The organism is Bacillus cereus group sp. MYBK14-1 (assembly GCF_051916885.1).
GTDB classification, from domain to species: domain Bacteria; phylum Bacillota; class Bacilli; order Bacillales; family Bacillaceae_G; genus Bacillus_A; species Bacillus_A cereus.
Genome location: NZ_JBQAHM010000008.1, coordinates 142,185 through 168,517, shown reverse-complemented (window position 1 = coordinate 168,517; position 26,333 = coordinate 142,185). Strand labels below are relative to the sequence as shown.

Below are 26,333 nucleotides of genomic sequence, written 5' to 3'. Positions count from 1 at the left end.
AAAACATATATTATTTCTCAACATAACTAAATAGAATTAAAATACTAATAATGGTAATATAGATGTGCCTTCAGTTGTTAACTGTCATTCCTTTTTGAAAAGCCCTGTCTTTCATAACAGGGCTTTTACATTTTCTCAACTACAAATAGCTTCATAAATAAAACAATAATAAATCTAAAACTCCAATAAGCTTTAAAATTTCACATACTATTTTACATTTCAAAGTCCTTTTCTAACGAATTCAAAATTTGTCAGGCATACAGCTAACAATCAATGTTGTTTTTTATTCGTATATTAAATTCTTTGTAAATCCTCAATTTCATTTCACATCAGTATAAAGGTGAAATGAAATTGGAATAAAGAAAAAAACCTTGCATTCCTACAAAATTGCAAGGTTTTCCGCTAAGTTCCAGTGCAGCCTTTCTATTAACCACCAGTGTTTCCATGTGAGTATTGCGTCACTTCTTGTGTTACTATTGAAGTTTCTTTTTGAATATTTGCACTCGCTAAACTAAAAACGAAAACGGTAGAGATTCCTGCCAATAAATATATTAATTTTTTCATTTTAACCCCACCCTTTCTTTATTCACACTATTTGCCTTTGAACTTAAGTAAAAGTATCTAGATGCTTTCATATGATTATCTTCATCATAATATTTTATGGCTAATTTTTCATTATATTCTTGAATATATTCATATAAATTTTCCTTTGTATAATAATCATTCCCAGATACTATAAGTTTTTCTAACTCTTCTCCTGAAATATCTAGATGTATGCCTTTTAAGATTTGGAAATGATGCTGATATTCTATATTTTTTAAATCATTACTAATTTCCAATCCTGTTTCAAATACATTTAATGCTTTATCTTTTTCCCCCACTTTTGCAAGTTCACAAGCCAAAATTAAAAGTGCTCTATAATTGTTAGGAGACTCGGCAATTACTTCAGATATATGACGGATTGCTAATTCTGATAAATTTTGATTGCTGTATAGAAACCCTAAATTATGACGACCGATAAGACTAGCATGCTTATCTTCATTTTTCTTAAATATATCCAAAGCAGAAACTAAACGCTCTTCAGCTAATTCATATTCTTTTAAATGAATACAAAGTAATCCATAAAGATTATTACAGTATCCTATATTTAATTCATAATCGTTATGCTTACTAAAGATCTCTTTAGCCTTATCTACTTGTTGTAGAGCTAAAACATATTGTTGGTTATGACAGTAAAATGTAGCTATTTTATAATAGAATTCTGCATGTTCTAATTCATCTGGAATATGCTGCAGTTTCACTTCAGCTTCTTCATAGTGTTTTTTCGCCAACTTATAATCTCCAGTTATCGCCAAATACATAGCCTTAAAAAAATGATAGTAATAGGACAATAAATTATCCGTTGACTGTTCAAGTCCTTCAATTTTATCAAAGCTACCTTTGCCAATATTTAAATGGCCTATTAAATATTCAAACCTAAATTCTAATAAGGCATAATATAAAGCTAAATCTGGATTCTTATCTATGTTTTGCATATATAAATCAATTTCAGCTTTTAATTCACGAGATTTCTCAATATTTCTTTTACGAATTTCATGATACCAACTATTTAACTTCTGTGTAACTTTATCGTTTTCTTGTAGTTGAATATTCATTTTGTCTCCCCCTTTATCCTTAGTATAGATAAGTTTTATTCTCATGTTACCATATTTCATATATTAAGAATATTGAGAAACATTTTACAAGATCAGTTTTGCTAGCATATGGTGCTATAACGTTTCGATATAAGATTATACGTTGATACTTTCAAATTTAATTCAACCTTATTATTTTCTATTTAAGCTTTATTCCATTTTACTAATAAACATTCTTTCACTCTTTTATCCATAATCTTTATAGACTTAAAACACTAACAATCTGACATGCTTTGGAATTCACAATATGATAGTACATCTTTAATCCTTTTCTTTCTGAACTCAGAATCTTTCCACGCATTTTAGATAAATGTTGAGAAACAGTAGATTGAGGTACATTTAATAACTCTGTTAACTGTGTTACATTACAAATTTTGTGACGTTCTAATTCTTTCCATCCCTTGTCCGAAGCCGATTCATCTCCCACCTACTCACTTCGCGTTCCTTGAGGAAGAAGTCTTCTTGGCCAAAATGAAAAAATTGAGTAATTACCCGTTATCCTTTATTTTATATATACTGTTCTTTAGCTTAGGCTTCTTGTGTAAACGTACTTTAGTCCCATTAATATCTAAATCAATCTTTTCTTCCTCTAAATCCCCCATTTTCTGCTTATGTTCCTTTTCTATTCTTTCTTTTTCTTCTTTTCTCTTAGTCGCTTTAGGACCAATTACGAATAGAATTAAGAAAATACTAACCATTACAATAAACGTAGTCACTAGTACTCCTCCTTCCTTACCAAAACCTCATACAACAAAAAGCTTTTTAACTTATTAGATTTAAATTAGAAACCTAAAGGAGAAAAAGTACTAGTATATTTAGAAGGAATAATATAGATGTTACCTTCGCTATTCCTCTTTCTCCTTATATAAACCAAAATTATAAATGCCGCATTAAGGCCGGTACTAACAATGTCGTTACAAATATAAAAATTGAACTATATCTTAAACTTGAACTCCATTTTCCATATTTGGGATGTTCAAATTTCTTATAAAGCATACCTAATGCTAAAGATACTAAAAACATTAATACAGCTGTTCCTAAAATTATAGAAGTAATTAAACCCACCATATTACTCATAAAGGTTTGAAAATCCAAAGAACGTGTAGTCAACATTAGTACTGGTAAAATCCTTATTAACAGTATAAAAATAAATGAACCTACTCCAAAATATATAGATTTTTTTTTCCACTTTATATGTTTAAACCATAAAGAAGCACCAAAAACTAATAATGATATTAAAATTACTACAGAAAGGATAAGGAAAATAACATCAAAGAATGCAGGCACACTCGCATGAACTGCCCCATCTATTTTGTCTCCCCCATCTTTTATTACATCGCTGCCGCCATTAAACAAAGAACCAAACCAGTCTGTAATCCAATCAGTCATCCACGAAATATCGAATGGTAAATCTTCGTTTTTTGTTTGCGCAGGAGCAGCTGAGTTATATACCTCCAAATGATTCTCCCCCTTAATTGAAATTAAGTCCTTTACTTTAAGTATATAAACTTAACGAACCAAAACTAAGAAAATATCAAATCCTATCTTATTTTATTAGATAGAAGTTCTCCTTCCTCAAATGTGTGCAGGACGATAATCCGACGGTAACAGTAAGAAGGATTTTCCTTTCTGCGCATAAACAGAAAAAAGAGCACCCTATCACTAACAATAGGAGTGCTCGTATTTATTTTCTTCTATTCCTTTTCTGGCCAAATTTTCACGTTTGGTTCTAATAACCACTTATGTTCTTCCTCCATGATACGATCATTCCATGGGTTATTCTCAAGATGTCGAATCATCCAACAAAAATACATGGCATATCCTGGTGCTGTTGCTTGTGGGTGGTCTAGCTCACCCGGAATTGTAATGAAGCTATTATGTACAACGCGATAAGCATCCTCACCAACCATTGCACATCCAAATCCCTGCGGTTTATTAAAGCGATAATAATATACCTCTGGCTGATCATGATGATGCGGTGGATAACTAGACCATCGACCTGGATAAGAAATAACTTCTCCTACAACCATGTTAGAATATGCTGCATTGTTATAGTCAAAAATTGTACGAATAACACGCTGCGCTGTTCCCTCCCATACACCTTCTCCAGCTACGACACTTTGACACTCATTTGGAGTATACAACTTGGACGCAAATTCTTGGCCATTATCTGTTTTTTGGACAAGCACTTCACTATCTGAAAGAGCAGTAATTGTAACCTTCACATTTTTAGCCACATGTAAACACCAAGGGTTTTCTTCAAAAACAGACTGCCTTTGAATAACTTGTTCCATTCCATCCCACTCTAAACGTATTGCCCCTTCTAGTAAAAGTACTGCCGTTTCATTCTTATTATCAAATAGCAACTCTTCTTTTCCATTAGACATCTTATATATGCCTATATCCATTAACATATCACTGCATTGACCGTTCATTTCTGTTAATACATTATACCCCTCATTTAATTCACCTAATTTTCCTAACATGGCTTTCTCCTCCTTTTAATTAATGGCTTCTCTAGCATTCTCCACTTTTGTCAGCTAACTAAATTCCGAGTTTCCTCTAACTATTAATCAAGATGATTATGCTTTGTTTTCACTTCCGAATATTCGTATATGATTTTTAACGTTTTCGTATGCAGCCTCAATTACATCTTGATGATACGTAAAGTAATCTGAATACGGAGTATTTAGGGCAGCAGTGTTAACCGCAGTAATTACATTCTGAAATGTCGCTGTTGCTACATTAATTTTACAAACACCATGTTGAATACATTGCTTAAAATCCTCTGGGCTAATGCCAGAACCACCATGTAATACGAGAGGAATACGAACTACCTCATTAATTTCTTGCAAGCGGTCTAATCGTAAATCAGGGTCTCCATTGTACATCCCGTGCGCATTTCCAACCGCAACAGCTAACGCATCAACGTCTGTTTCTTCTGCAAATCGTTTTGCTTCTGTAGTGCTTGTCAGCAACATCTCAATATCTTCTGATCCGTCCTCACTACCACCAACTCTACCAATCTCAGCCTCTACCGTCGCACCGTACTGTCTCGCAAGTTCTACAATTTCTTTTGTCTTTTGTATATTTTCCTCTAACAGATAGTGAGAGCCATCAAACATAACCGAACTAAAACCAATTTCTAATGTCTCTTTAATTTTTTCAAACGCCATACCGTGATCAAAGTGAACTGCTACTGGAACAGTTGCTTTTTTCGCTGCAGCTACCATCAAAGGACCAATCATATGAATGGGCGAATGATTCAAACGAACTTCCGCAATTTGTAGAATGAGCGGGGAACGTAACTCTTCAGCTGCTTGAATAGCTCCCATTACCATTTCCATATTAGCGACACTAAAAGCGCCAACCCCATAATTCTCTTGATTTGCTTTAATTAAAATATCTTTCATTTGAACTAATGGCATTACATACTCCCCTATTTCAATATTATTTATTAAATGTAAAACCAACCGTCACGTCTTTTTACTCCTTCTGTAAGAAGACATGTTGATTACCATACCATTTACTTAGGGATAATCTTAAAATGCTTAAATTACAAACCTGCTTTTTCTTGTATAAATTTTCGAGCTTTTAATGCGTATTCAAAAGGATTCGCTAAAGCTGGGTCTTGCTCTGCTTCTACCACAAACCATCCTTTATACTCAGAGTTCGCAAGGATAGTAAACACTTCATCAAATACAATTACGCCATCTCCAGGAACTGTAAATGCACCATTCTTCACCGCCTGTAAGAAGCTTAAATCGTTACCCTTTACAGCATCTACTACTTCCTGGCGAATATCTTTTAAATGTACATGTTTAATACGAGGTAAATATTTTTTCAAAATATAAAGCGGCTCTTCTCCTGAAAAAACAAGATGACCTGTATCAAAAAGTAGGGATACAAGCTCTGGATTCGTCATATCCATTAACTTTTCAATTTCTGCCGTTGTTTGAACACCCGTACCCATATGGTGATGGTATACAATATGTAGCCCCTTTTCCTGAGCTAATTTACCGAGTTGATGTAACCCATCCGCTAGCTTTCCCCACTCTTCTTCTGTAAAAACGGGTTTATTTCGAAATAGTGGTACATCCATTAAACCTTGAATACTATGTCCTTGCTCTGAAACAACGATGACTTTTGCACCCATATCATGCAAGAAATCTCTATGCTTAATAAATGCTTGTACCGTCTCTTCAAGCGGCTTCGTTGTCAAGAAGGCACTAAACCATGCACTAGCAATCTCTAGGTTTCGTAATTCCAAAGATTTTTTCAATACAGCTGTATTCCTCGGGTATTTATTACCTACTTCACTTCCATTAAATCCAGCTAGTGCCATTTCACTAATACATTGTTCAAACGTATTTTCTGCTCCTAGCTCCGGCATATCATCATTTGTCCAAGCAATTGGTGCAATTCCAAGCTTAATCGTATTTTCTTTGAACATCCCCTTGTCTCTCCTCTTCGCAAAATGTTATAGAATCTTGCCAACTTCTCTTATCTGATTGTTAAAAAGAGAGCTTCCTAGACAATATGCATGTAGATAAAAGCTCTCTTTGTGTCCTAATCTAATATGATCTTGCCTTTTGCAAGTTACTTATTTTACTCTCATACGAAGCTTGTACACTTGGACTATTAGATACTTCTGCAACACCTACATGCCACCATGAATCGTATCCATTGGTCATTGTTTTTGGTAATACTTTAATATCAATTAATGTAGAAACTGTTTGTTTTTTTGCATCCTTAAGCGCTTCCTGTAATTGTTCTATAGATGTAACATGATACGTTTTTACACCATATCCAGCCGCGCTAGCTGCAAAATCAATTTTCATAATAGACCCGTTTAATTTACGTGTTTCTTGGTTTCGGTAGCGAAATTCTGTTCCAAAGCTGCCCATACCGTTGCCCATTTGTAAGTTATTAATGCAGCCAAATCCGGAGTTATCAAACAATAAGACGTTAATTTTTTTATTTTCTTGAAGACTTGTGACAAGCTCAGAATGAAGCATTTGATAACTGCCATCCCCTACCATTGCATATACTTCCTTCGATGGTTCAGCTAGTTTTGCACCAAGTGCACCTGCAACCTCATAGCCCATGCAAGAGTACCCATACTCCATGTGATAGGTATTAGGTTTTCTTGCTGCCCACATTCTTTGTAAATCACCTGGAAGACTTCCTGCTGCACCAACAATAATTGCATCTTCATCAAGTAATGTATTGATTTGTCCAATGACCGCAGTCTGTGTTAATTCTGTACCAAGTGCGTCTACATATTCATTTAAATCCTCATCAAAATGACCTTCAACTTCTGGTTTAAAATCTTGGCTTGTAAAGCGAATGTTATGCAAACGTGCTAATTCTGTTTCCCAAGCCTCTTTTGCATCAGCGATTTCTACTGTGTAACTAGATTGATACTCAATTACTTGCAGTTCATCTATTAAAGCAAGAAGCGCTTCTTTCGCATCCGCTATAACCTTCAATGCATCAAGTTTGTTCGCATGGAATTCCGAAATGTTGATGTTTAAAAACTCAACCTCTTTATTCTGGAACAATTGCTTAGATGCCGTTGTAAAATCAGTAAATCTTGTCCCAATCCCAATAACAAGATCTGCTTCCTTTGCAATTGTATTAGCTGCTAAATTTCCAGTTACCCCAATGCCGCCAAGATTATATGGATGATTGCTTTCAATCGTACTTTTCCCAGCTTGCGTTTCTCCAAATGGAATACGGAATGTTTCAGCAAACTGTTTGAGTTCCTCTGCCGCTTCTGCGTATCTTACACCACCACCGCAAATCATAATTGGCTTTTTCTTTTTCTTAATCATTTCTACCGCATCCACTAAACTGGCTTTTGTAGGTAGACGACGTTCAATACGATGAACACGCTTTTGGAAGAAGTAACTTGGAAAATCCCAAGCTTCCCCTTGGACGTCTTGTGGTAAACAAATTGTTACAGCACCTGTATCTGCCGGATTCGTTAAAACACGTATGGCTTGAATCATAGCTGTCATCAATTGCTCAGGACGATTCACCCGGTCCCAATACTTACTTACCGCACGGAAAGCATCATTCGTAGAAATAGATAAATCATGCGTTTGTTCAATTTGTTGAAGAACAGGATCAGGTTGTCTCGTTGCAAATACATCACCTGGAAGCAGTAAAACGGGAATATTATTTGCAGAAGCTGTTGCTGCAGAGGTAATCATATTTGCTGATCCAGGACCAACTGAAGAAGTACATGCCATAATTTGTTTTCTATGTTTTTGTTTTGCAAAAGCCATTGCAGCATTTGCCATTCCTTGCTCATTTCTCCCTTGATATACTTCTAATTCCCCTGCGTCTTCTTCTAAAGCTTGACCTAGGCCTACTACATTTCCATGACCAAAAATCGTAAAGATTCCCTTAACAAACTTTTGTTGCTTTCCATCAAACTCTACATATTGCTGATTTAAAAACTTTACCAAAGCTTGTGCCGTCGTCATTCTAACAGTTTGCATATAATTTGCTCCTTTCTATCTCTAACAGTCATTCTGCATATGAAAAAGGAGTATTAGGAATTTGAAAGACTCCTAATACTTCCTTCTTATGTTTTACCACTTGCATTACTTTCGCTTACAAACAACTAGAAAGAGTCTACTTCTCTCTTCATGATTACTTTTCCCAACGAGATGTAAGCATTTTCTTTCTTGTATAAAACTCAACGCCGTCAGTACCATTCGCATGAAGATCACCATAGAAAGAATCTTTCCAGCCAGAGAACGGGAAGAATGCCATTGGCGCCGGAACCCCAACATTCACACCTAACATACCTGATTCAATTGTTTCACGAAATTGACGTACACTTGCCCCGCTATCGGTATAAATGCAAGCTCCATTTGCAAAACGAGACTCATTGGCAATTTCAATCGCTTCATCCAATGATTTCACACGAACAATAGATAAAACAGGAGCAAAAATCTCATCTTGCCAGATTTTCATTTCTTTTGTAACATGATCAAAAATTGTTGGCCCAACGAAGTAACCAGCTCCTTTTACAGCTGTATCTTCGCGTCCATCACGAACTAATGTAGCACCCTGCTCTACACCTGAATCGATGTAACCAATTGTACGCTCTTTATGTTTATCACGAATAACTGGGCCTAAAAATACATCTTCATCAAGACCATTGCCAATGACAATTTTATTCGCTTCTTCTACTAATCTATCAACTAATTGATCTGCAATTTCTTCTTCTACTGTAACAACAGAAGCAGCCATACAACGCTCACCAGCTGAACCAAATGCAGCACTAATAATTTGCTTTGTTGCTAGTTCAAGATTCGCATCATTTAATACAATGGAATGGTTTTTCGCACCCGCTAATGCTTGCACGCGTTTTAGGTTTTCTGTTCCTTTTTTGTATACATATTCTGCGACAGGCTGAGAACCTACAAATGAAATTGCCTTCACTAATTTATGTTCCAGAAGACCATTTACTACATCGTGTGCGCCATTTACAATATTTAATACACCTTTAGGTAAACCAGCTTCTTCAGCTAATTCAGCTAATCTTGCTGCTAGAAGTGGTGTACGCTCTGAAGGTTTTAATACAAATGTATTACCACAAGCAATTGCAAGTGGGAACATCCAGCATGGAACCATCATCGGGAAATTAAATGGTGTAATGCCGCCTATAACACCAATTGGGTAACGATACATACCAGACTCAATACCTGTTGCAATATCAGGTAGCTGTTTTCCCATCATTAATGTCGGAGCACCTGCAGCAAACTCCACGCACTCAATACCACGAAGAACTTCACCGTAAGCTTCGTTATAGCTTTTTCCGTTTTCAATCGTAATAAGTTTCGCTAACTCTTCCCAGTTATCTACTAATAATTGTTGATATTTAAATAGAATACGAGCACGTTTTGGCACAGCTGTTTTGGACCAAGATTTGAATGCTTCATTTGCTGCTAATACAGCTTGTTCAACATCTACTTTTGTTGAAAGTGGTACTTGAGCGATTACTTCTCCTGTTGCAGGATTATATACAGCTTCCATCTTAGTTGAAATGGATTCTACCCATTCGCCGCCAATGTAGTTTTTTACAATTTGTGCTGTTTGTACTGTCATATTCATTCTCTCCCTTTTATGTAATGTAGAAGCGTCCAATAGGATACGCCCTTACTTGCTTATTGATTCATGACGTTTCTATACCAATTCCTCAGCCGTTTCCATGAATGCAGAAATCTCTGCTCTTGTTGGCATTGCATCAGAACAGCTATGTTTAGAAATAACAATCGAAGCAGAAGCTCCACCTAATCGCATCGCTTGAGGAATCTCAAGCCCTTGCATTAGGCCATAAATAAATGCAGAAGCATACGAGTCGCCAGCGCCAAACGTCTTTAATACTTTTGTTTTAAAGATACCGCCGCGGTGAGATTGCCCGTCTCTTGTATAAGCGATTGAACCATCCCCGCCGTGTTTAATTACAACGATTTTCGCATGATGAGAAAACCATCTTTCAGCCGTAACTTGGTCATTAGATTGTTCGTAGTTTAATAGTTTTTCCATCATATCGAATTCTTCACGCGTTCCAATAATGACATCAGATTTTTCAGCCGCTAGGTTGTAATACACAGCCGTTTCAGCTTCTGACTGCCATGTATAAGGGCGGTAATCTACATCAAAAAATACAACTACATCATGCTTACGCGCATATTCTAATGCTAAAAATACCGCCTCGCGAGAAGGACTTTTCGCTAAAGCTGTTCCTGAAATTAAGAGTGCTTTTGATTGTTTAATATAGTCCTCAGATACCTCTGTTGGATCAAGGTTTAAATCTGCGACATTGTCGCGGTACATTAAAATACTGCAATCCTCAGGGCTTTTAATTTCTGTAAATGCTAGACCTGTCACTGCACCTGTACGGTCGATACATATCTGATCTGTATTAATCTTATTGTCCTGTAGATACCCTGTAATAAAGCGGCCCATTTGATCGTCGGACACTTTACCGATAAATCCTGTCTGTAAGCCAAGACGTGCCGCACCAATCGCAATATTCGCAGGAGATCCTCCCACATATTTAGTAAACGTTCTTGTTTCTTCCATAGGACGTTGTGTTTCATTGGCATTTAAATCAACGCATAGACGTCCAACTGCAATTAGGTCTAATGGACAATCTTCTTTAAAAATAAGTGGATTCATTATTACTACCTCCCATGCTTTATCGTTTTCCGACAAAAGACTCCTTCCTCAAAATGTGAAGGTGTAAAACACCAATTTTAGGTGGGAGATGAATGTCGGTTGGCATAAGCCAACATGTTTGCTATTATATACTTGTACAGATTGCTCTTTGAAAACTGAAGATATGAGGTTGGTTGCAGAAAAACGTTGCAACCGTAAAATCTTCAACGTTCTTTCGCCCCACGTTTGCTGAAGTTGCGAAAACCAAGCTAAAGTAGGAAACGTGGTGAGTCAACGTACAAGATACTTATGTTTTCACCGTAGGGACTACGGGCAGAGCCTGCTAAGATAACTGTTGGATACATCGGTGTTCGCAGGAATCTCCCACTTCAAACAGTCCGTAAGGACGTTAAGTGGTGAGTAGTTCAACTATCTAGAAGTAAGCACCCTCTTTATTGATTTAATGCAGGCTGTTTATGTTTAATTTGTACGGGTTTTCCTGTTAGTAAGGATTCCTTCGCAGCCTTCGCAATTCGCTCTGCTTGTAATCCATCATTACCACTGCAAATAACGGCTTGTCCTTCTATAATTGACTTTGTAAATTGTGTTACTTCCTCAATGTAAGCCTGCGTATAGCGCTCTAAGAAGAAATAAAGTGGCTTATCTTTTACAACACCTTCTGTTTTTGAGACTTGTACTGTTGTCGGGCAACAATTATCCGCAGCAACCGCGCCTTTTTCACCAAATACTTCCACACGCTGGTCATATCCATAAACAGCTTGGCGGCTATTATCAATTACCCCTAAAGCTCCATTCGCAAATTTCAATGTGACAATTGCCGTATCAACATCATTTACTTCCTGAATGGATGGATCAATTAATGTTGTTCCATATGCAAATACTTCAACAACTTCACTATTCATTACATAACGAGCCATATCAAAATCATGAATCATCATATCCATAAACAATCCGCCTGAAGAGCGAACATACTCTATACTTGGTGGTTGTGGATCGCGTGACGTAATTTTTAAAATATGCGGTTGTCCTACTTCTCCTTGTTGAATAAGATCATAGACTTTCCTGAAGTTAGGATCGAAACGACGATTAAAACCTACTTGAAGAGATACCCCTTGTTCTTTTACTACTTCTAATGCATCTAATGTTTCTTCTACTGAGAAACTAACAGGTTTTTCGCAGAAAATATGTTTTTTCGCAAGAGCCGCTTCTTTTATAATTTGCGCATGTGTATTTGTTGGTGAACAAATAAAGACAGCATCAATTTCTGGATCTGCTAATAAATCCTGATAGTTTGTAGTCAGAGTGGAAATCCCTTTATCCTCGGCCCACTTTTCCAGATGACTAATCACAACATCTGAAACCGCTTTAATTTTCACTTGTGGCATCAGCTGCAAATTATCAACATGTAGTTTCCCAATTCGTCCAGCCCCAATAATTCCAATCGTTAATACATTCATATGATTTCTCCCTCTTTATTTAAATTTAAGAAAAAAATGAAAGTCTATAAGGTTTAGCGTAATTATTTAAGTTAAGCGCTTTCCCTATTTTTCTTCATTATACACACTTGATTCTAAATTGAAAACATTTTTATTTTTTTGAATACTTACCTTTTCATCCGAATTTTAAGTTCCTTCAATAAACGTATTACATAAAAATAAAGAATAATAATTAGAAATAAATAATCTAAAAAGCTATAAATATATTCTTTTAAAATACTGATATAACAAACAAAACCAAGCCTTTTAAATAGTAACCCCCATCTATAAGGTATTTCTTTCTTTTCATACTCACTATTATTTTATTGTCCAATAAGTAAATAGAATGCCTCTATAAAAGAAAGTTGTAAATTGTCAAAAAATTAAATTGACGACCTCACAATGTAAGCGTATACTTTTTTTATCAAAAAGAATTAAGCGCTTAACCAAAAATAACTTATTGGTGGTGGGAGAATGAACGCTATTAGTTCAAACAAAACATTTATGGACAGGATTGGGATCCCTTCTAATTTAACTTGGGGATACATAGGGATTATTGTTTTTATGATTGGGGATGGTTTAGAACAGGGATGGTTATCCCCTTATCTCGTTGAAAAAGGACTAACGCTAGAACACGCTGCTTTCTTGTTTACTATTTACGGAATTACTGTATCTGCTTCTTCTTGGTTTTCAGGGGTATTTGTACAAATGTGGGGACCAAGAAAAGTCATGACGTTTGGTTTAGTATCATTCATTTTAGGTTCAATCGGATTCATCGGTATAGGAATTCAACATATGAATTATCCCGTAATATTAATTTGCTATGCCCTACGAGGGTTTGGTTATCCCTTATTTGCTTATTCTTTTCTAGTTTGGGTATCTTACAGTACTCCTCAGCAAATGCTTTCAAGAGCAGTTGGCTGGTTCTGGTTCGTATTCCAGCTAGGGCTTAGTGTTATCGGAGCCTTTTATTCTAGCTATATGGTTCCTAAAATCGGAGAAATCGCTACATTATGGAGCGCTTTAATTTTTGTTGTCATCGGGGGATTATTCTCAATTGTTGTAAATAAGGACAAGTTTAAAGCACAAACCGTAAGCGCTAACAAATCAAGCGAATTACTAAAAGGCATTACCATCGCATTTGAAAATCCTAAAGTTGGCATAGGTGGTATTGTTAAAATTATAAACTCGGCCGCTCAGTTTGGATTTGTTGTTTTCCTACCTACCTATATGATGAAATATAATTTTACGATGACGGAATGGCTTCAAATTTGGGGTACTCTATTCTTTGTAAATATGGTGTTTAATATTATTTTTGGTATTGTTGGAGACAAGTTTGGCTGGGTAAATACGATTAAATGGTTCGGAGGAGTCGGTTGCGGAATTGTAACTCTTGCACTCTATTATGTGCCACAAATGGTAGGGCATAATTATTGGGCTATATTATTTGTTGCCTGTTGCTACGGAGCGACACTTGCCGGTTATGTACCTCTTACAGCATTAGTTCCATCTTTATCTCCTGAAAATAAAGGAGCGGCAATGTCTGTCTTAAATTTAGGTTCAGGATTATCAGCATTTGTTGGGCCTTTAGTAGTAACTGCCTTCATCGGGCCTTTAGGTGTTGGCGGCGTGATGTGGATCTTTGCTGGTTTGTATTTCTTTGGTGCATTTTTAACTCATTTCCTTACTATTCCAAAGGAAAATGAGATGGAACAGGATTTAAATACGAAAAGCGGTGAGCAATTCTCTGTATAAATCCTATATATATAAAAGAAGGTCATCCTAACTATACTTAGTTACGATGACCTTCTTTTTTTACATTCAAATAGGCTTATAAAAAATCTATCATGTAATATCCTTTACTGAGGATCGCTCTACTAACTGAGGAATAATTGTAATTTTTTGCTTAGCATGTTCCTTCATTTCCATCGTTTTTAGCAGTTGTTCAAACGTACAGGCTGCCATTTGTTTAATTGGCTGTTCAATTGTTGTTAACCCTGGATCTGCAATCTCAGCATAGATTGTATTATCAAATCCGATAATTGATAAATCTTCTGGAATTGAAAGCCCTTGTTTTCTTGCTTCATTCATAAGGCATATAGCAATCAAATCTGTACAAGCAAAAACCGCTGTGGGTCTGTTAGGTAAATTAAGTAACTCTTTACTTGCACGTTTGCTATCTTCCACTGTCGAATAGCAACTAATGATAGCATCATCATCTAGTGAAATCTCTGAATCTGTAAGAGCTTGTTTGAAACCAGTCAATCTCCCTAAGCTACTTTTTCTATCCTTCTCCATCATAATCGTTAAAGATGTATGGCCTTTCTGCGTCAGATAATTCCCAGCTAAATAACCGCCCCTCATATCATCAGTTGTCACAACATGAGTCGTGATAGAAGGATGATCTACAGTGAATAGTACTAGCGGCAAATCTCGATTTACGATTTTTTTTACAAGTTTATAATCATTTAACTCCGTTGCAATAATAATGCCATCTACCTGTTTTTTAAATAATAAATCAATGTATTCGTGCTCACGTTTTGTTTGATGATCTGTACTACATAAAATGAGTGTATACCCTGATTCTCGTGCACTATTTTCAAACGCTCTTGCTACTTCAGCAAAAAAAGGGTTTGAGATATCTGGGACAAGTACCCCAATCGCATATGTTTTTTTACCTGTTAACGCTGCCGCTACACTACTTGGCTGGTAATCTAGTTCATCCATTACCTGATTTACTTTGTTTATTGTTTTTTCACTAATACGCCCAGTTTGATTAATTACCTTGGATACAGTTGCTATTGATACACCTGCTTTTTCCGCAACATCATAAATTGTTGGTTTCACTTTAATTGTCCCTTCTTAATCATCTTTTTCTATATTTTATCATAAATATATTTTGCTTCTTGGTACACAAATGGAATTCTTTTAAAATTTGTAAGTATTTCTATCTTATAGCGTAATACTTCATATTTACGAATTAATCTACCTTTATGAAACACCTGTAGAAAAAATTTGACCAATTTACTTAATAGACATTTAATATCCACATGCAAGGCTCATTACAACCAGAGCATGCAGGAATACTTATGGTTCTTTCTCCTATTTACACCACCTCACGGTAATCTTTACTTCTTTATTGTAATTCCTAATATTAAGATGTAAAATAACATTGTCTTATATGCGCTTAAGATAGATCGGAATAAGAAAAGGAACCCTTCTGGGTTCCTTTTTCTATGCAAAATAAAAAATCATCCCATTTAGATGCTCTCTGCACTTATTCTTTCTATATAACACTAATTCCTATCGCCCTAAGGATACCTCATACAATACATACTAACCCTACTCATATATAAAACTCTAGTAACCCAAAATGTCCAAGTATCATACATAGAATTAAGCCTATAGGATATACAAAGACTTCTTTCCAATTTATCCATTCATATAGGGGAGATAGTTATACGATGATTAAAACTCCTAATACAATTAAAACAACACACTTTCTTCAAATTCAATCCTTTTTGCTTATCCTTTTATTGTCTCGATAATTGAAACCATTCATTTCCCCTAGAGCTGAGCAGTTAGTTCATTCTAACTGCTCTTTTTATTTTTTATCGTCACCCTTCCATTGTACCTCCATATGTTGTATAGAAATATCTCCTTCTAAATTGTCATTGATGCCTCTTTCAAGTCCTAATGCACATCTTAAAAAGAGCACTTTTAAAAAGTGCTCTTTTTACTTTGCATGTCACTCATCCTACAATGAATTAAGATTTTAACCTACGAATAATTTATGTAATTATTTCCAATACTAAGAGTAGATTGGTAACAGCCAATCTGTATCCATAATGAATCTCTAATTTTCTTGAAATCTCCCTGGGCAAGGCGGCTATTTTTAATAGCCGTCTTTCTTGTATAAATTATAAATATTTGCACATACTATTAGGGGAATGGTTGAATCATTGTCATTGAAAATGTTCAGCACTTCCGCTCCTTAAGAGAACAGTCTACGCAACTGTTCTCTTTCCTATTTCCTTTTTTCACGCATATAATCTGACAAGCATTATTAACTCTAACTCCCCTACAATCAATCGCATTGCAACATTCTCAATATTTCCTCAACAAATTCACAATATTTTTCATGGACAACAGCACACTTTCTCAACAGTTTTAATATCTTAATATTAAATACTGAAAGGAGATGTTGAAAAATGACTTGGTTCATTATTTTAGGGTTTATGCTTATTTTAATAATAAGCGGTTTTCATGCACATAGTATTCATATCATTTTCAAAATAGGTTCAGATACAAAAGCTGTGCCAAGTTGGTCTTTCGTTAATAAAATAAATTTCCAAACATTAAAAGAATTAATAAAAGGACTAAATAAGGATAAACTTAAAATCCTTACAATAGGAGAACTTGTTATTCCTTTAAGTTTCTTTAATAGATTATTTAGCAAAACATTAATTTTTCTATTCCTATTCTTTTACTCTCAATACTTAAACTAATGTAATATAAGATGAGTTAAAGAATAACAATTACTGAGCGTAGCAAGCCAACAATCGATCGCCTATGATGAACTGGACCTGAAGAATTAAACAAAAAATTAAGCGGCTGTTTGAATGTGAGTCCAGTATTATACTGGACTCATTCTTTTTAAATGAACTTTGATTTTTTTGCGATTGTAATGAACATTATACTTATCTAATACTATCTTAATAAGTTCCATACCTTCGAATTTTGTAAGATAAGTTACTTTTTCTTTGTCTTGTTCCGTAATTCCATCTCTTTTTGAACGAAGTCCTTTAACTTCTTTAAATAATCGACTTCCATACGTAAACATTCATTTTCATCTTTTAATGCCTCTATCATCCCTTCAATAGCTGCATTATCTAACTTTAATCTTGTATTTTTATTTCCCATAACTGGATCCCTTTCTTCTTTTATATAGGAAATCCATGTCTTTTAAAATCATATATTTCCCTTCATCTACGAACTATTTCAATGAATTCCTTAACAAAAATTATTCATTTATTTCCTTTGTTTTTAATCCATTTCTAAACATTTCAGATATCCCCTTTGCCCCCCCCTATTTTCATTCCATATTTCTCTCCTAAATGAATCGTAGTACATATTATCACCAACACATTTATAGGTTTTAATAGTATTCTTAACAAAATCTTCTTACATTTAAATAGACATACCACTTTATTCTGTCAACTCCATCTATATTGATAAATATAAAAGAACAAATTTATTTGACATTTCAATGACTTATAACAGGAAAATATATACATTAAATGAAACCTGATATATCTTTAATTTGTAAGTTGTAGTTAGTTGGCCAACTTTCCATACAATTTAATAATTTAAAATATGGGGGATCTAAAATGAATCAAGTATTTAGAAAAAGTAAGAAAAAAATGATGTATCTAGTTGGTTCACTTCTAATTTCTCTATCAATGTTTTCAACTACTAGTTTTGCAGCTACAGAAGGTGCTGTAAAAAGTGTTACAAATAGTAGTTATACCGGGATTGCAGCTGATATAAATCTACCAAAATCAGTTGTTGTTAAAGATGGATATGTGAATTGGTATTTAGGTATTGGAGCATCTAAAGTTGAGGGTGGTATTTCAAAAACACCAAGTGGATATAAAGTATTTCTTAATTCAGGATATAATGAATCAGGTCAAAACAGTAAGTATTGGAACACACAATATGATACATCAATTAAAGATGGTGATCGGGTAAACCTTAAAATAATTAATAACGGAAATGGTACGGTTACTATGTATGTAAATGGAAGCCCTAGATTTGCAAATCAGCCTGTATATGGCTCATTTTCTCAATACGAACCAGTAAAAATGGTTCAGGGTGTTGAAGATGCTGGACGTAATTCTTTTAGCCAGGCTAGCTTTTCAAATGTACTTCTAAGAGCAGATACATCTGGATCTACCTACAAAAGTTGGAACGGTTTAATTTCTTCCTCATTTTCAAGACACGGTACTTATGGTAACAATTTCACAGTTTATTCCCAAGTACCATTAAGCGCAAGTCTACGCTAAAGGTGTTATGTGCATAATAATGTTTTTGTGAAAAAAGTAGTTGCACTTGCAGCTACTTTTTTTATATAGGGTACATTGTAATAGATATTTGCGCCAACATAAATACTATCTTTCAACTTTTTCAAAAATAAGCTGTTTATTTAAATGTTATGTACAAAAAAACTAGAAATATTTAATTCTACGTTTTTTATAGATTAATTACTTCATTCATTTACTATCTCTCAAATTCATCAATTTCGGCTTTACGCTTTAAAAATATTTCCATATCTTTATTCACTCTTTCCATTAAACCAAGAGCTTGCCTATCATTTAAAGATAATTCTTTATAACCTCATATATATTCTATTGTTGTCACTTTACTTTGTTTATGATCTGCAAAATACCATTCTAAAGGCTGTAAAGGGTTAGATACTTCAAACAATTCAGCTGGATACCATGAAGGCAGATTTTCATTTTCAGCTAAGATTTCATCTCAGTATAGGAGCAAAGTCTATGAATGTTGTCATGAATTGATTAGTAGACTTTTAGCCCGCTATAAACTCAGCGTTTTTTCCAGTGGAACACCCAGATCATATAACACATTACATAAATCAATGTTATCAATATTTCTCGCAGCTGGAATATCAATCTTATGGCTTGCTATTCTATTAGCTCAGTCCGTAAATGCATTTGCAAGATTTATTCTCATATTGAAACCTGTAGGAAATCCTAGTATTTTCACATCCAATGCTTGTAAATTTTTCACAATAATTGGAGCGTTTTTTATTATAATACTTAGCTTTCAATTTTTATATCCTTACACCATATTTCTAATTCCATAGGGGGCATAATTATATTACAGGTATATAATTTCAAGCCCTCTTTTTCTACTTCACCAATTTCAATATCATGAAGAAAATATGGTAACTGTTCATATGTAAATGTTTTTATTGGTTTTTCTTTTACATATCCCATGCTATGTTTGAAATCTATTCTATAGCAACCGCTAAATTGAAAATCTACGTCGCCATTTTCATTCTTATAAGTTAGGTATACCTCATCACCAAAATAGTCGCATACTAATTTAGTAACCCATGCATCAAAATAGTGTAACTTTTCAAATTCTGCTTGTATTCTCCTTACGTTCATTTTCGACCTCAATTCTTACTTTTTATATGGAATAAGAGCATCTGTACTTTTAATATCCACTTTACTCCCATTCTCATCATATAAATCTACATGATCATATTTTGTTACTTTATCTGGTAGATCTATTCTCATCTTTTTCTCCTTCACCCAGCCATTTCAGTTGCTATTCCTGGTGCAAAAAATTCTAATCAGGTTAAAGAAAACTCTTCACATTTAATTCGTCCATTATTATTAGATAATAAAATTAAATTCATTAAACAACTTTGATCAAGTAATTATTCTTCTTTGAACTACCCTCACTTTCACTTCGTTTAGAAGTGAGGGATTCCTAAGTAAAGAGTCCTATCGAACTCTAATTGATTAGGCTAACCCCGCAGTCCTTGCGGTTAGAAGTCTTATTGCTTCATTCTTTATATTGATACTTGCGTTAATATCCCTATCATGGTGCATACGACAAGAAGGACAGTCCCATTTACGTAGGTTTAGATTTTTAACGTCTTTATTTTGATATCCACAACAAGAACATAATTGGCTGGAAGCAAATGTTTTCGATACGACAATGACTTGTTTGCCATACCATTTTGCTTTATATTCCAACATGGTTCGAAACTGTGACCAAGATACTTCACTAATTGCTTTTGCTAACTTATGATTCTTTAACATATTCGATACTTGCAAATCCTCTATACCGATAACATCGTGGCTTTTGATGATTTCAGTTGAGATTTTGTCTAAGTAATCTTTTCTAGCATTTGATATGTATTCATGAATTCTAGCTACTTTTACTCGTTGTTTATTCCAGCGAGAAGATCCTTTCATTCTTCTAGAAAGAACACGCTGTGCTTTCGCCAACTTATCTTCTAATGATCGGAAAAACTTCGGATTTTCATAGGGTGTTCCATCTGACAAAATGGCGAAATATTTTAGTCCTACATCTATCCCAATGTAAGAATGTGTTTTCGGAAGTTCTTGCACTTCTGTTTCAACTAATAGTGACACAAAATATCTACCAGAAGGGTTTCGTCTAACAGTCGCATTTACAATACGTCCCTCTACTTCACGACTTTTGGCAAATCGAACAAGGCCTAGTTTGGGCAACTTTATTTTGTTCCCTACAACGGCAATATTTTCATTTGTTTGTTTTGTGGTATAAGATTGTACGTTGTTCTTCTTAGATTTAAAGCGCGGTGCGCTGTTTTGTTTTTTGAAAAAGCGCGTATAAGCATCCACAAGGTTGCGAACAGACGACTGAATCGCAATACTATCCACTTCTTTGAGCCAAACAAACTCTTTCTTCATGGCAGGAAGTTTGGCAGAGCATGTACCATATGTTAAACCTTTTCCAGTTTCTTTATATGCGTGATCCCATAGGGATAGGAAATGATTGAATACAAAGCGAGAACAACCTATCGTTTTATTAATTAGATTTGCTTGTGCTTGATTTGGATAGATACGAAACTTAAAGGCTTTATTAATTATCATTTGATTCACCTCCATTTCGGTATATGATTATTATATACCAAACGTACATTCGATGGATAGTGACGTAACACTTTATGTATGTCGAACAATTAAGATGGCTTCCTGCCATCCCTTGTCCGAAGCCAATTCATCTCCTACCTAATCACTTCGCGTTCCTTGAGGAAGGAGTCTTCTTGGCTAAAATGATAAAAAATTATGCTGATTTTTCTACCAAATCCATACTACTACTTCTTCTCCACTAGAATATATCTTTAGCACTTCCAACCTATTTCTTTTATCTTTTCCCAACAATATCTACAGTTTATAAGGTATTTGAACCCTTTTATTAAACTACCTTATAATACGTTCTACATTATATAAAAATATCTATTATATTAGTTGAATACATGCTAGGGCAACATCCAAACCGAATAAACAATTAATTCAGAAATATTTTTAGAAACTTCATTATCTCACAATTACTTTTTTAAAATAAATCAAAAAATTTTTCTTTACTTTAAATTCCATAGTTCATATAATCTTCTATGGAATTACATTTTTTTCTAAATTGCTCCTCATTTCTAAGTGTTCGAAAGGGCAATTACAAATCATTATACCCTTATGTTTAACCAAGTAAAATAAAAATCCAGTTTTTCACAAGGAGAAGTGACTGCATGCAAGATATTTTAAAACTATTTCCGAGCGTTGACGGAAATGAAGAAAAACAACAACTTTTATTAGAATCTATGCAGAAAATAATTAAAAATCTTGACCGATTAAAAAATGAAGAGCGAGCTACTTTAGGTAAATGTGAGGAAAAATTCGAAGGATACTACAATGGCTTAATTCACCAAAGTCATATTCCACTAGCTGGAATCACTATGTCTGAGGTTATAGAAGAGCTAAACCAATTTATGAATGGTCATCCTTATCCAAATAAATATTACTTGTCTAACGCTGTACCACTACCAAGTATACCTTCACTATTAGGTGTAATAACCATGGCCCTTTTAAATGGTAATGGTGTTTGGGACGTATATGGTCCAGGGGCAGCTGAAGCAGAAGTAAAAGTTGTATCCATGCTTTCAAAACTGATTGGTTATAATCCGCATAATAGCGGTGGCTATACAACATGGGGTGGACAAGGATGCGTGTTTTCGAGCTTGCGCTTAGCAATTTCTAAACAATTCCCATCAGCAAAAGAACATGGCGCTCCACAAAATGTATATTGCTTTGCTTCTGAAAATGCACATTATAGTTTATTAAAGTCAGCTGAAGCAACTGGCATCGGGTCAAATCACTTAATAAAAGTAAAAACTGATCCTTATACAAATTCTATGGATATAGAAGATTTAGAGAATAAAATGATACAGGTTATTAAAAATGGCGGTATCCCTCTCTATATTCTAGCTACTATGGGGTCCACAGATACATTTACCATTGATGATATAAAAAAAATTAAAGAGAGCGCTGAAACAATACAGAAAAAATATAAATTAAAGCCTATTTATATCCATGCTGATTCTGCAATGGGCGGATTCTATAGCTTCTTTAACAATTATAATTTTGCAGAAAATCCACTCTCATTTGAACCTACTGTAAAAAATGCCTTACAATACGTACAAGATAAAATGCAATATATGTCTCTTGCAGATAGTGTATGTTTTGATTTTCATAAATTAGGACAAACACCTTATGCTTCAAGTATTTTAATCGTAAAAAATCATACTGATTTACAACTGATGGACATTGAACAAGATGATACACCTTATCTTGGTAATAGATCATATGGTAGTTATCATACAGGCTATACCTTAGAATGCTCACGAGCTGGTAGTGCTATTCCGATGTATATCAATCTAGTAGCCTTTGGAATTGAAGGATATCAAAAATTATTAGCAAATTATATTCGTGTAAATCTATTATTTAGAGAGAAGTTGCGTGAAGCTCTACCTCAAGTCGCAATCACAAATGATTTTACATATGGACCAATTACAACTTTCCGTTTCTATATGAATGGAGATGGCCAAGAAAATTGGAAAAAAGAACGAATAGGTCTTGCAACAAAAGAAGAAATTGAGGATACAAACCGATTAAATATAGAACTATTTAATTACCTAGGAAAAAATCGCGATCAAGTATTTTTTGGTGATACAACGCGTTCTTGTGTAGTAGATGCAATAAACAGTTGTGATAGAAATTCAATTTCCACATTAAAATTCTTTTCTATCTCTCCATATACAACTATTGAATGTATAGATGATATTGTAAGATTTCTTTATGAACATATTTCGATTGCTACTAAACAGATTTATTCATATGTTTAATAATCATTTTGGTAAGCGCTTTAATAATTAAACTTAACTAAATTAAATAATACTTTTAATTACTATATCAGGAAAAGAGGAAAAACATATGAATATAGAGCTACTAGATACACACCACGTGAAAGATGCAGCACACTTACTTGCACATTCCTTTGTGAATAACGAACCTCTTGTAAGCAGTTTACAAATTCCTTTTGCTCCTTTTCACAAAATGTGCGAAGAAATGATGAAACAAGCTGTATCTCAAGCTATGTCATTTGTAGCAATAGAAAATTTTCAAATTGTTGGAGTTCTTTTAACAAAAAAAGTAACTCAGCCACTAATAGATACAGAGAAAGCGATTGAACTATGCCCGCAAATGGAACCTATTTTTCAACTTTTAGATACATTAGAGACAGAATCTATTGAGTTTTCTCATTTAGATAAAGAAAAATTGGTCTATCTAGATATGGGCGCTTGTCATCCAGATTGGATGGGAAGTGGTATAGTCACTACCCTTCTTTCACATGCCATTCAAGAAATAAGTAAAAGAGATTATGATTTTATTGCTGCTTGTACAAATAAAATTTCTCAAAAAATCCTAAAAAAACTGTGTACGACCTATGAAATGAATGAAATAGTGTATAGTAATTTTCTTTATAAGGAAGCATACCCATTTGCTAATACAACAACTTCCTTGGCAGCTCAATTACTATATATACCTCAATCTCAATTCGTCATTAAAGCCATATAAATTTGTGAAGAAGACTAGCTGTACTTTTGTGCAGCTGCTTTTTTATATAGAGTAAATAAGTAATAGATATTCCGGTTAACATAAGTGAAACTTTTCACATTTTGACTTCTTCGAATTCAATAGCCACTTTCTAAGCCTAACCTATCGAGATCACTCTTATATTTGCTTTAACATGTTTTAATTTCATACGCTCCACTATTTCATCTATAAAAGCAACTTACTTAGACACTTCTCCCTATTCTAATGTCTAACTTTTTACTTTTTAATTAACGAGTGATACATATCTTCCTACTCTTAAACACTTTAAGACATTTTGCCTGATAACCTCTTAATATTCTCTATAATTTTAACGGTTAAAAATCTCTTTAATTTCGTTTTTCTATTCATTCATATCCCATTCCATATGAAGATTTCTTAAGGAAAAAGAGTGTAATCTAATAATTTCTCCTTTCTTCTCATTATTTTTAAGGAGTTTTAAGCAGATTCCTACTACATTCCTACTAGATAACATACTCACTAACTATATAAAGACTCTACTAAATCATTAAAGGATTCTCCTTTCCCCTATTGAATTATTGTAGAGGAAAGGAGAGGAATACATGGAAATTCTAGGATTAGATCCTCGGGCATTAGCGACTTTAGGTGCACTTGAATACACCAATCGTCGCAATAAATTAATCGAAGACTCAGAGAATAACATATACGAGTGTAAAGAAATAAAAGAGATACTTCAATCACTCCCTAAAGAGAAGCAGATTGAGATTCTTGAGAATCAAGCTCATTTTGAAGCTGTGGCAAAGATGATTGAACAAAACAATTTAATTCTTTTAGAACAGATGAAAGCTCTACAGCTAATTCAGAAATAACAAACTATAAATTTCCATAGTACTTTTGCACCTAGTTATTGTAGACACTGGATTAGTATATCATTACAGAAAATAAAAATAACCGCCATCTCTGGCGGTTTATAACACTAATTATGCAAGCTTAGTAAAATCTATTGCCTACCATGAGAGGCATATTTATTTACTCTATTGGATTTTATGTAGCAAAGGGCACCAATTATAAAATCACTCATAAAAGAATGTAACCCATCCATCCAATTGACCATTATTAAGTTTATAAGGAGATCGTGCATCAACCCAATCCTTACTTACAAGTCCTCGAATAGAATCATACGTTTTTGCCCAACCCACAGTTTGATTGTATCGAGGATTAAAAGCTACATACCCCTGTGCCCCAGGTTTTATAGTAAAAGTATATGTTGACGACACAGTAGCAGAATCGGTCCATGTGAACCCAGCATTAGTCTTTATTTTTTTTGTTAAATCTATACCAAAACCTGCATTCCAACTTTGAGATTTAGTAAGAGAATATTGTTGTGCTATGCTACAGCTTACAGATGCCGATGGACACATAATCGTCGCACTCACTCTCTCCCACCCTGCGTGAAACTCATATTGGCCAGTACGCTCAAACTCATACCAGCGATAATTAACCTCCATAGGTGAAATATCATTTAATTTATTAATGGATTGATTTTGATTTTTCATTTCTTCTGTCATTTTTACAGTAGCATTAGATTTTGCTTGATCATTTAAATACTCTTGAAAGTTAACTTTTTCTAATTTTCCATTTGTAACTTTATAAACATCCCCTATATATTTCCCACTATATGGATCAAAGTTAATGTTTTCATTGTTCATGTAATTTGTAGTTATATCAATTCTATCCCCTGGATAAGATAATTTATCAGCTGAAGCTATATGAGATACTCCAAAAAGTACACATAAAATACTTAACATAAATATCATACTATATTTATACATGCATGCTCCCCCTAATTTTAAAAATGATATCAAACATTACATCAAGTCACTTTTGATACATCTAATAGTTATAGGCAGATCAAAAATATAGAGCTAAAATATAGAATTCTTACTAACATAGATTTCCTGATAGACTCTTAACCTCCTTTAAATATAAATATTCGATCGAAAATATGCCAACACCTTTAAAACACTTTACTTTTTACATTTGTGTTTCATCAAAAAAGACTTAAAACCATAACTAAGGTTTAAGTTTATGCAATATGTTGAATATAAAAATCGGCATTCTTTTGATCAAAATATTTTTAACTTGTGTTTTGTGTCATTTTGTTGGTTTGTCATGTATTCACCCGACTACGAAACGATTATGTAATTAGTATAGCTATAAGATTAAATCTATTTGAACCAGGGGAAAAA

At 34.1% G+C, this 26,333-nt stretch carries 22 protein-coding genes and 4 pseudogenes; 7 read left to right on the top strand and 19 right to left on the bottom strand.

All coding sequences use genetic code 11. The features are described from left to right. Positions 1-426: 426 nt before the first annotated feature. The 12 genes and pseudogenes from ACTFR3_RS20575 to iolG all read right to left on the bottom strand — a co-directional run bounded on the left by ACTFR3_RS20575 (position 427) and on the right by iolG (position 12,355). Positions 427-564, bottom strand: a complete 138-nt coding sequence (locus tag ACTFR3_RS20575) for a hypothetical protein (RefSeq protein WP_170925766.1) — start codon at positions 562-564, stop codon at positions 427-429. Beyond that, entirely contained in the window at positions 561-1,655 is a 1,095-nt protein-coding gene (locus tag ACTFR3_RS20570; protein ID WP_074593228.1) for a tetratricopeptide repeat protein, read from the bottom strand. Before ACTFR3_RS20570 ends, ACTFR3_RS20575 begins: the two co-directional genes overlap by 4 nt. A gap of 238 nt (positions 1,656-1,893) precedes the next feature. Next, a pseudogene (locus tag ACTFR3_RS20565) lies at positions 1,894-2,088 on the bottom strand (ArsR family transcriptional regulator); the annotation flags it as partial. Between the two features lie 94 nt (positions 2,089-2,182). Beyond that, positions 2,183-2,410 carry a hypothetical protein gene (locus ACTFR3_RS20560; protein ID WP_074593226.1) on the bottom strand — a complete coding sequence of 76 codons (228 nt, stop codon included), beginning with the start codon at positions 2,408-2,410 and terminating at the stop codon, positions 2,183-2,185. A 160-nt stretch (positions 2,411-2,570) separates the two neighbouring features. Next, a complete protein-coding gene (locus ACTFR3_RS20555; protein ID WP_440044771.1) occupies positions 2,571-3,152 on the bottom strand; it encodes a hypothetical protein in 582 nt (193 codons plus the stop codon). A gap of 236 nt (positions 3,153-3,388) precedes the next feature. Then, a complete protein-coding gene (locus tag ACTFR3_RS20550) occupies positions 3,389-4,180 on the bottom strand; it encodes a 5-deoxy-glucuronate isomerase (RefSeq protein ID WP_440044770.1) in 792 nt (263 codons plus the stop codon). 96 nt (positions 4,181-4,276) lie between these two features. Beyond that, positions 4,277-5,122 carry a class II fructose-bisphosphate aldolase gene (locus tag ACTFR3_RS20545; RefSeq protein ID WP_440044769.1) on the bottom strand — a complete coding sequence of 282 codons (846 nt, stop codon included), beginning with the start codon at positions 5,120-5,122 and terminating at the stop codon, positions 4,277-4,279. A gap of 128 nt (positions 5,123-5,250) precedes the next feature. After that, positions 5,251-6,147, bottom strand: coding sequence for a myo-inosose-2 dehydratase (gene iolE / locus ACTFR3_RS20540; RefSeq protein WP_322361278.1), 897 nt, complete (start codon positions 6,145-6,147; stop codon positions 5,251-5,253). A gap of 121 nt (positions 6,148-6,268) precedes the next feature. Beyond that, a complete protein-coding gene (iolD, locus tag ACTFR3_RS20535) occupies positions 6,269-8,203 on the bottom strand; it encodes a 3D-(3,5/4)-trihydroxycyclohexane-1,2-dione acylhydrolase (decyclizing) (RefSeq protein WP_098529611.1) in 1,935 nt (644 codons plus the stop codon). Positions 8,204-8,357: 154 nt separating this feature from the next. Further along, positions 8,358-9,821 carry a CoA-acylating methylmalonate-semialdehyde dehydrogenase gene (locus ACTFR3_RS20530; protein WP_322361277.1) on the bottom strand — a complete coding sequence of 488 codons (1,464 nt, stop codon included), beginning with the start codon at positions 9,819-9,821 and terminating at the stop codon, positions 8,358-8,360. 78 nt (positions 9,822-9,899) lie between these two features. Beyond that, complete coding sequence (gene iolC / locus ACTFR3_RS20525; protein WP_016135862.1) at positions 9,900-10,898, bottom strand: 5-dehydro-2-deoxygluconokinase; 999 nt, start codon at positions 10,896-10,898, stop codon at positions 9,900-9,902. A 431-nt stretch (positions 10,899-11,329) separates the two neighbouring features. Then, entirely contained in the window at positions 11,330-12,355 is a 1,026-nt protein-coding gene (gene iolG / locus ACTFR3_RS20520) for an inositol 2-dehydrogenase (RefSeq protein WP_440044768.1), read from the bottom strand. 492 nt (positions 12,356-12,847) lie between these two features. On the opposite strand from iolG, the gene ACTFR3_RS20515 reads away from it, so the two are divergent. Beyond that, a complete protein-coding gene (locus ACTFR3_RS20515) occupies positions 12,848-14,128 on the top strand; it encodes an MFS transporter (protein WP_017657689.1) in 1,281 nt (426 codons plus the stop codon). Between the two features lie 90 nt (positions 14,129-14,218). Here the strand turns inward: ACTFR3_RS20515 and ACTFR3_RS20510 are convergent, their stop codons facing one another. Then, a complete protein-coding gene (locus tag ACTFR3_RS20510) occupies positions 14,219-15,220 on the bottom strand; it encodes a LacI family DNA-binding transcriptional regulator (protein ID WP_440044767.1) in 1,002 nt (333 codons plus the stop codon). Between the two features lie 1,364 nt (positions 15,221-16,584). Between ACTFR3_RS20510 and ACTFR3_RS20505 the strand changes: the two genes are divergently transcribed. Further along, positions 16,585-16,881, top strand: coding sequence for a hypothetical protein (locus ACTFR3_RS20505; RefSeq protein ID WP_000219733.1), 297 nt, complete (start codon positions 16,585-16,587; stop codon positions 16,879-16,881). A 244-nt stretch (positions 16,882-17,125) separates the two neighbouring features. On the opposite strand, the gene ACTFR3_RS20500 is transcribed toward ACTFR3_RS20505, so the two are convergent. Beyond that, on the bottom strand, positions 17,126-17,296 hold the full coding sequence (locus tag ACTFR3_RS20500; protein WP_017657691.1) for a hypothetical protein: 171 nt from the start codon (positions 17,294-17,296) through the stop codon (positions 17,126-17,128). 467 nt (positions 17,297-17,763) lie between these two features. Between ACTFR3_RS20500 and ACTFR3_RS20495 the strand changes: the two genes are divergently transcribed. Then, positions 17,764-18,438, top strand: coding sequence for a hypothetical protein (locus ACTFR3_RS20495; RefSeq protein WP_048538695.1), 675 nt, complete (start codon positions 17,764-17,766; stop codon positions 18,436-18,438). Positions 18,439-18,652: 214 nt separating this feature from the next. On the opposite strand, the pseudogene ACTFR3_RS20490 reads toward ACTFR3_RS20495, so the two are convergent. The 3 genes and pseudogenes from ACTFR3_RS20490 to ACTFR3_RS20480 form a co-directional block, all read right to left on the bottom strand. Next, positions 18,653-18,904 (bottom strand): annotated as a pseudogene (locus ACTFR3_RS20490) (hypothetical protein); the annotation flags it as partial. A gap of 96 nt (positions 18,905-19,000) precedes the next feature. Further along, a pseudogene (locus tag ACTFR3_RS20485) lies at positions 19,001-19,201 on the bottom strand (hypothetical protein); the annotation flags it as partial. Between the two features lie 11 nt (positions 19,202-19,212). Beyond that, positions 19,213-19,566, bottom strand: coding sequence for a hypothetical protein (locus ACTFR3_RS20480; protein ID WP_017658203.1), 354 nt, complete (start codon positions 19,564-19,566; stop codon positions 19,213-19,215). A 138-nt stretch (positions 19,567-19,704) separates the two neighbouring features. Between ACTFR3_RS20480 and ACTFR3_RS20475 the strand changes: the two are divergent. Next, a pseudogene (locus tag ACTFR3_RS20475) lies at positions 19,705-19,833 on the top strand (aldo/keto reductase); the annotation flags it as partial. A 93-nt stretch (positions 19,834-19,926) separates the two neighbouring features. On the opposite strand, the gene tnpB reads toward ACTFR3_RS20475, so the two are convergent. Next, the gene (gene tnpB, locus ACTFR3_RS20470) at positions 19,927-21,048 is read right to left on the bottom strand and encodes an IS200/IS605 family element RNA-guided endonuclease TnpB (protein WP_440044765.1); all 1,122 of its coding nucleotides are present in this window, start codon (positions 21,046-21,048) and stop codon (positions 19,927-19,929) included. 653 nt (positions 21,049-21,701) lie between these two features. Here tnpB and ACTFR3_RS20465 point away from each other — a divergent pair. From ACTFR3_RS20465 to ACTFR3_RS20455, 3 genes are all read left to right on the top strand, one after another. Beyond that, complete coding sequence (locus tag ACTFR3_RS20465) at positions 21,702-23,354, top strand: pyridoxal phosphate-dependent decarboxylase family protein (protein WP_440044763.1); 1,653 nt, start codon at positions 21,702-21,704, stop codon at positions 23,352-23,354. 88 nt (positions 23,355-23,442) lie between these two features. Next, positions 23,443-24,087 (top strand): hypothetical protein, encoded by a 645-nt coding sequence (locus tag ACTFR3_RS20460; protein ID WP_001019440.1) that lies wholly within the window; start codon positions 23,443-23,445, stop codon positions 24,085-24,087. A gap of 599 nt (positions 24,088-24,686) precedes the next feature. Continuing rightward, positions 24,687-24,953, top strand: coding sequence for a hypothetical protein (locus ACTFR3_RS20455; protein WP_440044762.1), 267 nt, complete (start codon positions 24,687-24,689; stop codon positions 24,951-24,953). Between the two features lie 204 nt (positions 24,954-25,157). Here ACTFR3_RS20455 and ACTFR3_RS20450 read toward each other — a convergent pair whose 3' ends face one another. Next, complete coding sequence (locus ACTFR3_RS20450; RefSeq protein ID WP_440044761.1) at positions 25,158-25,916, bottom strand: hypothetical protein; 759 nt, start codon at positions 25,914-25,916, stop codon at positions 25,158-25,160. Between the last annotated feature and the right edge of the window lie 417 nt (positions 25,917-26,333).